The sequence below is a fragment of the Actinomadura darangshiensis genome, from assembly GCF_004349235.1.
GTDB lineage: Bacteria > Actinomycetota > Actinomycetes > Streptosporangiales > Streptosporangiaceae > Spirillospora > Spirillospora darangshiensis.
Window position 1 is genome coordinate 1 of the sequence record NZ_SMKY01000438.1, and the last position, 5,690, is coordinate 5,690.

Consider the following 5,690-nt stretch of genomic DNA (forward strand, 5'->3'; position numbering starts at 1 on the left):
CGCAGCCCGGTGGCCCGATCGAGGACGCCCCCGACCCGCCCGACCCCGCTGAGGGCGTCGAGGACGCCGCGGCGCGGCACGAGACGGGCCGGGAGCTGGCCGCGCTGCTGGTCGAGCTCCCGGAGATGCAGCGCGCCGCGGTGGTGCTGCGGCACGTCACCGACCTGCCGGTCGCGGAGATCGCCGCCGTGCTGGATCTGCCGGAGGGGACGGTCAAGTCGCACGTCTCCCGCGGGCTGGCCCGCCTGCGCACACTCCGCACCGCACACCGCGCCGAAGACCACACCGAAGACCGCACCGAGCGGAAAGGGGGAATCCGATGAACCGCACCGACCCGCTGAACGGTGACACTGCCGACGATCTGAACGGTGACCTGGGCAGGGAGCTGGCGGGGCTGGCCGCCGACGCGCCGCCCGCGCTGCTGGACCGTATCGCGGCCCGCCGCGTCCACGTTCCGGGACCGCTGGAGGGCCTGCAGGTCGCCTTCACCGACCACGGCGTCGCCTACCTGCGCGCCGGGATGGACGAGCCGGAGTTCGCGGCGGAGTTCCGGGCCCGGTTCGCGCGGCCGCTGCTGCCCGCCGCCCGTCCCCCGGCCGGACTCGTCCCGGCGCTGCGCACCGGGCGGCTCGGCGGGCTGCCGCTGGACCTGCGCGGCCTGTCGGACTTCGAGGCCGCGGTGCTGCGCGCCGCCGCGCAGATCCCGCCCGGGCAGACCCGCCCGTACGCGTGGGTGGCGCGGCTGGCGGGGCGGCCCAAGGCGGTCCGGGCGGTCGGGTCGGCGCTCGGCCGCAATCCCGTCCCGCTGCTGATCCCCTGCCACCGGGTGACCCGGTCGGACGGTTCGCTCGGCGACTACGTGTTCGGCGCGGGCGCCAAGGAGCGGCTGCTGCGCGCCGAGGACGTCGACGTCGAGGAGGCCGCCGAGCTGGCGCGGCGCGGGGTGCGGCTGATCGGGTCCGACACCACCGGGATCGTGTGCTATCCGACGTGCGGGGACGCGCGGCGGATCGCGCCCGCGCACCGGCACGGGTTCCGTGATCTGGACGCTGCGCGGGCCGCCGGGTACCGGCCGTGCCTGCACTGCCGGCCCGGCGACCAGCGGCCCGCCTGACCGCCGGGCCGCGCCGCACCCCGGCGGCGCGGCCCGGCGCGGGCATGAAACGGCGCTGGCCGGGAATGGGGCCGTCCACCTGCGGGGACGATCCCGCGGTGAACCGCCCACGAGGGGGAGATCGCCATGCGCGTCGTCGTCACCGGCGCCACCGGCAACATCGGGACCGCCACCGTCCGCGCGCTCGCCGGGGACCCGGCCGTCACCGCCGTCACGGGGCTGGCCCGCCGCGAGCCCGGGCCCGGGGCCGGCCGCGAGACCGACCCGGCGGGGACCGGGAAGCTGGAGTGGGCGCAGGCCGACGTCACCGACACCGACCTGGTGCCGCTGCTGCGCGGCGCCGACGTGGTGATCCACCTTGCGTGGCTGTTCCAGCCCACCCACCGTCCTGCGGTGACGTGGGACGCCAACGTCGTCGGCAGCTCCCGCGTGTTCGACGCCGCGGCGCGGGCCGGGGTGCCGGCGCTGGTGTACTCCTCCTCGGTCGGCGCCTACTCCCCCGGCCCCAAGGACCGCCCGGTCGACGAGTCGTGGCCCACCCACGGGTGGCCCGGCGCCGCCTACAGCCGCGAGAAGGCGTATGTGGAGCGGCTGCTGGACGTGTTCGAGGCCGCCAACCCGTCCTGCCGCGTCGTGCGGATCCGGCCGGGGTTCATCTTCGAGCGGCAGACCGCGAGCGAGCAGCGGCGGCTGTTCGCCGGTCCGCTGCTGCCGGGCCGGCTCGCCCGCCCCGACCTGATCCGGGTGGTGCCGGACCTGCCGGGGCTGCGGCTGCAGGTCCTGCACTCGGCCGACGCCGGGCAGGCGTTCCGGCTCGCCGCGACCGGTGATGCCCGCGGCGCGTTCAACATCGCCGCCGACCCCGTCCTGGATCCCGCCGAGCTCGCCGACATCCTCGGGGCGCGGCCGGTCCGGCTGCCCGCGCGCGGGGTGCGGGCGGCGCTGGCCGCCGCGTGGGGGCTGCACCTGGTGCCCGCCTCGCCCGGCCTGTTCGACCTGGCGCTGCAGATCCCGCTCATGGACACCGCGCGGGCCCGCACCGAGCTCGGGTGGACGCCGCGGCATACTGCCCGCGAGGCGATCACCGAGTTCCTGGAGGGGCTGCGCACCGGCGCGGGCCGCGACACGCCGCCGCTGGCGCCCGGGACGGGCGGTCCGCTGCGGGCCCGCGAGTTCGCCACCGGCGTCGGCCGCAAACCCTGACCGCCCCGAGCGGCGCCCGCAAACCCTGAGCAACCCACACACGCCGAGCAACCCACGCGCACGACGGCACCCCGATGCGGAGGTCACCCGATGCCGACGATCACACCCGAGCACCTGCACACCCTGCTGGCCTCCCCCGACCGCGGCGCCGCGCTCGTCGTCGTCGCCGGGAGGGCCGCGGTCGTCCCGGCCGATCCGAGCCGCGGCGAGGGACCCGAGGACGCCATGGTGATCACCACGCGGGACGCGGTCATCGCCGAACTCGACACCGGCGCCAACGAGGAGCAGATCGAGGCGCTGGCGCAGCGCCTCGACGTCGCGCTGGAGAGCCTCGGCGGCTGACCCCTCCCCCGCTCGGCGGGCGCGGGGTCAGGTGCGGCGGCGCCGGCGGTGGCTGGTGTCGCAGAACGGGTAGGTGCGGCTGCGGCGGCAGAGGCACAGTGCCACCAGCCAGCGGTCCGACACCACCGTCGAGCCGTCCTCCAGGACGACCTCGACGGGGCCCTCCACCAGCATGGGCCCGCCCGGCACCATGCGCACGCGCCGCGGGTCCCGCCCCGCCGCGGGCCCGCCGCCGGGTTCATGCCGCTCGCCGGTCGCAGCCATGGCCCTCCCCGTCCTCGATCCGGCCGTTCTCGGTCCGGTCCGCGCGGACCACCACCAGGTCCTCGTGCCGCTGCCCGGCCGCCAGGACGCCGCGGGCCGCCAGCCAGCCCGCGCGGCTCCGCATCACCGGCCCGAACGGCTCGCGGTGCCGCGCGACCACCGACGCGCGCAGCCCGGCGCGGCGCAGCGCCACGAGCGTGGCCGCCACCCCGTTCAGCGAGGAGTGCACCACCAGCAGCGTCCCCGCCGGGCCCAGGTGCCGCGGCGCGCGCGTGCAGATCCGGTCCAGCAGCGCGCGGCCGTCCGCGCCCGCCTCCCAGGCCCGGGCCCGGCCGCGGACCGCCGCCGGGTCGGCGCCGCCCGCCACGTACGGGGGGTTGGCGACGATCACGTCGAACACCTCGCCCGCCACCGGTGCGAACAGGTCGCCGCGCAGCACGCGCATCGGCAGGCCCCGCATCAGCGCGTTGAGGCGCGCCGCCAGCACCGCCTGCGCCGACACGTCGACCGCGACGACGTCGCAGCCCGCCCTGGCCGCTTCGAGGGCGACCGCGCCGGTGCCGGTGCCGAGTTCCAGGACCCTGGCCCCCGGGGGCGCGCCCGCCTGGGTGAGCGCCCGCATCAGCGCGGCCGCCAGCAGGGAGGTGTCGGACTGCGGCCGGTACACGCCCGGCGGCCTGAACAGGATCATCGCCCGCCTCCGGTCCCCCCGCCCGCCGCGGGTCCGGGCGCGTCCGGGAGGGGGCGGCGCAGCGCCGGGCGTCCGGCGTCCCAGTGCCCCAGCAGGTAGGCGCCCAGCCGGTCCTCCAGCAGCCCGGTCGCCTGCACGCCCAGGACCACTCCGCCCGCCAGGCCCGGCTCGTCGGCCAGCAGCCCGCCGATCACGTCGTGGCGCAGCACCTGCTCGTGGACGGCGTCGGCCTCGATGTGCTCGGTGTAGAACAGGCGGGCCCGCGGTCCGGCGCCCAGCCGATCCAGGGCCGCCACGATCCGCCGCGCGGACGGCGCCGTGGTGATCTCCGCGGCGGCGAAGTGCCCCACCAGCGCGGCGCGCAGCGACCGCCGCAGCCCGAACAGCGACATCATGTTCACCGTCGCCAGCATCACCGCCGGCGCGGCGTCCACGTACGCGCCGTAGGTGGGGTCGAGGCCCAGGTCGTCCAGCAGATCGGCGTACAGGCCCTGGTGGATCATCTCCGGGCGGCCGCCGCCGAACTCGTCGTTCTCCACCGCCACCAGCGCGGTCTTCGCCCGGCCCCGCAGCCTGGGGATCACCCACGCGTGCGGGTCGGCCTCCTTCAGGTGGTAGACCGCCCGCAGCGCCGCGTGCTCGCGGACCTGCCACCATGCGCCGTCGTCGCGCAGGTGGCGGGACACGCCGCGGGCGTCCGCCGCCTCGGCCAGCGGTTCCTCAAGGGTGCCTTCCACGTCGGTGCCGCCGGGGACGTCGCGGCGCAGGGCCGCCAGGAACACCGCCTCCATCGCGCCGCGCAGGTGCAGCAGTCCCGGGTCCCACTCCCAGTCCGGATCCACTCCCGCCCAGCCCTGGTAGTGCAGCTCGTAGCAGGTGTGCAGCGCCAGCTGGAGGTCCTCCCCGTAGGGGTCGGCGGACGCCGCGTCCGCGACCGGCAGCGTGCCCGCCGCGGGTGGCGGGCCCGATTCCAGGGCCGCCGCGACGGCCCGCGACAGCGGCCCGCGCGGTTCCGGCACCGCCTGGCCGGCGGCGGCCGGCGCCCGTACGGGGCGCGGATCCTGCTGAACGGTCATGGCATCTCCGATGTGAGCATGTCGTGGGGGGACGTCACGGGGTGTCGGGCTCCGGTACCCGCTCACCCGGATCCCATACGCCCGGTTCCTCCCGCGGTGCGGTGCGAGGCGGCTCCCCCGGCCCCTCATCCGGCCCGTGGGCGGGCCCGTCCAGGGCGCCGGACTCGGTCTGCCGGGCCAGCATGTCGACCACCGCGCGGGGCCCGCCACGGCGCGCGGCGCGGCGCTGCCGGTCCGCGCCCGTCCCGGCCCGGCGGACGCCCTCCACCAGCGTGAACACCGCGTCCAGGTCACCGGCGTCCTCCAGCGCCGGGCCGGCGCGGGCGATCAGGTCGTCGACCAGCCGCCACGCCGGGACGGCCCGCCGCGTCACCGGGTCGGCCAGCGCGCCGTCCAGGCCGCGCCGGGCGGCGTTCCACAGCGCCGCCGCGCACACCTGCCCGTCCACGCGCGGCGCCTCCCGGCCCGCCGCCAGATCGGCCAGCGCGGCGGCGACCAGGCCCCGCACCAGCGCGGCCTGCAGCACCGCCTCGTCCGTGGTCGCCGCCGCGTCCGCCGCCCGCACCTCCACCGTCGGCCACCGCGGCGACGGCCGCGCCAGCCAGAACGTCATCGCCGCGTCCACCAGCACACCCGACTCCACCAGCGCCGCCACCCGCGCGTCGTGGTCGGCGGCCGACGCCGACCACGGCGGCACCCCGGCCCCCGGGAACCGCGCCATGTCCACGATGCGGCGGCCGGCGTACCGGGTGGCGCGGCCGTGGTCGAACGGGGAGTTCACCGACAGCGCCAGCAGCACCGGCAGCCACGGCCGCAGATGGTTGACCACCGCGACCGCGCTCTCCCGGTCCGGGACGCCGACATGGACGTGGCAGCCGCACGCCTGGTAGTCCTCCACGACGTCCGCGTAGGCGTCCACGATCGCGGCGAACCGGTCGCCGCGGGCCACCGGCGGCGGGCTCCCGTCCAGCACCGGCGTCCCCGACGCCACCAGCAGCGC

At 77.7% G+C, this 5,690-nt stretch carries 8 protein-coding genes; 4 read left to right on the top strand and 4 right to left on the bottom strand.

Annotated elements, in window-relative coordinates; all coding sequences use genetic code 11:
• The 4 genes from E1293_RS43865 to E1293_RS43880 form a co-directional block, all read left to right on the top strand.
• On the top strand, positions 1 to 323 hold a 323-nt coding region (locus E1293_RS43865), incomplete at its 5' end, for an RNA polymerase sigma factor (protein ID WP_132205569.1).
• Positions 320 to 1,114 carry a methylated-DNA--[protein]-cysteine S-methyltransferase gene (locus tag E1293_RS43870; RefSeq protein WP_132205571.1) on the top strand — a complete coding sequence of 265 codons (795 nt, stop codon included), beginning with the start codon at positions 320 to 322 and terminating at the stop codon, positions 1,112 to 1,114. The genes E1293_RS43865 and E1293_RS43870, both read left to right, overlap by 4 nt.
• A gap of 126 nt (positions 1,115 to 1,240) precedes the next feature.
• Positions 1,241 to 2,317 carry an NAD-dependent epimerase/dehydratase family protein gene (locus E1293_RS43875; RefSeq protein WP_132205573.1) on the top strand — a complete coding sequence of 359 codons (1,077 nt, stop codon included), beginning with the start codon at positions 1,241 to 1,243 and terminating at the stop codon, positions 2,315 to 2,317.
• A gap of 90 nt (positions 2,318 to 2,407) precedes the next feature.
• Positions 2,408 to 2,659: a hypothetical protein gene (locus E1293_RS43880; RefSeq protein ID WP_132205575.1), complete on the top strand. Its 252-nt coding sequence runs from the start codon at positions 2,408 to 2,410 to the stop codon at positions 2,657 to 2,659.
• A gap of 27 nt (positions 2,660 to 2,686) precedes the next feature.
• Here E1293_RS43880 and E1293_RS50415 read toward each other — a convergent pair whose 3' ends face one another.
• From E1293_RS50415 to E1293_RS43900, 4 genes are all read right to left on the bottom strand, one after another.
• Positions 2,687 to 2,923 (bottom strand): CDGSH iron-sulfur domain-containing protein, encoded by a 237-nt coding sequence (locus E1293_RS50415; RefSeq protein WP_132205577.1) that lies wholly within the window; start codon positions 2,921 to 2,923, stop codon positions 2,687 to 2,689.
• Positions 2,898 to 3,614, bottom strand: coding sequence for a HemK2/MTQ2 family protein methyltransferase (locus E1293_RS43890; RefSeq protein WP_132205579.1), 717 nt, complete (start codon positions 3,612 to 3,614; stop codon positions 2,898 to 2,900). Before E1293_RS43890 ends, E1293_RS50415 begins: the two co-directional genes overlap by 26 nt.
• Positions 3,611 to 4,690: an iron-containing redox enzyme family protein gene (locus tag E1293_RS43895; RefSeq protein WP_132205581.1), complete on the bottom strand. Its 1,080-nt coding sequence runs from the start codon at positions 4,688 to 4,690 to the stop codon at positions 3,611 to 3,613. The genes E1293_RS43890 and E1293_RS43895 overlap by 4 nt, the downstream gene beginning before the upstream one ends.
• Before the next feature lie 34 nt (positions 4,691 to 4,724).
• A partial coding sequence (locus E1293_RS43900; RefSeq protein WP_132205583.1) for a carboxylate-amine ligase occupies positions 4,725 to 5,690 on the bottom strand: 966 nt, incomplete at its 5' end.

Bases quoted from the DNA above. Each gene is read 5' to 3' on its own strand.
- E1293_RS43870 (WP_132205571.1), top strand. From the start codon at position 320: ATGAACCGCACCGACCCGCTGAACGGTGACACTGCCGACGATCTGAAC.
- E1293_RS43875 (WP_132205573.1), top strand. From the start codon at position 1,241: ATGCGCGTCGTCGTCACCGGCGCCACCGGCAACATCGGGACCGCCACC.
- E1293_RS43880 (WP_132205575.1), top strand. From the start codon at position 2,408: ATGCCGACGATCACACCCGAGCACCTGCACACCCTGCTGGCCTCCCCC.
- E1293_RS50415 (WP_132205577.1), bottom strand. From the start codon at position 2,923: ATGGCTGCGACCGGCGAGCGGCATGAACCCGGCGGCGGGCCCGCGGCG.
- E1293_RS43890 (WP_132205579.1), bottom strand. From the start codon at position 3,614: ATGATCCTGTTCAGGCCGCCGGGCGTGTACCGGCCGCAGTCCGACACC.
- E1293_RS43895 (WP_132205581.1), bottom strand. From the start codon at position 4,690: ATGACCGTTCAGCAGGATCCGCGCCCCGTACGGGCGCCGGCCGCCGCC.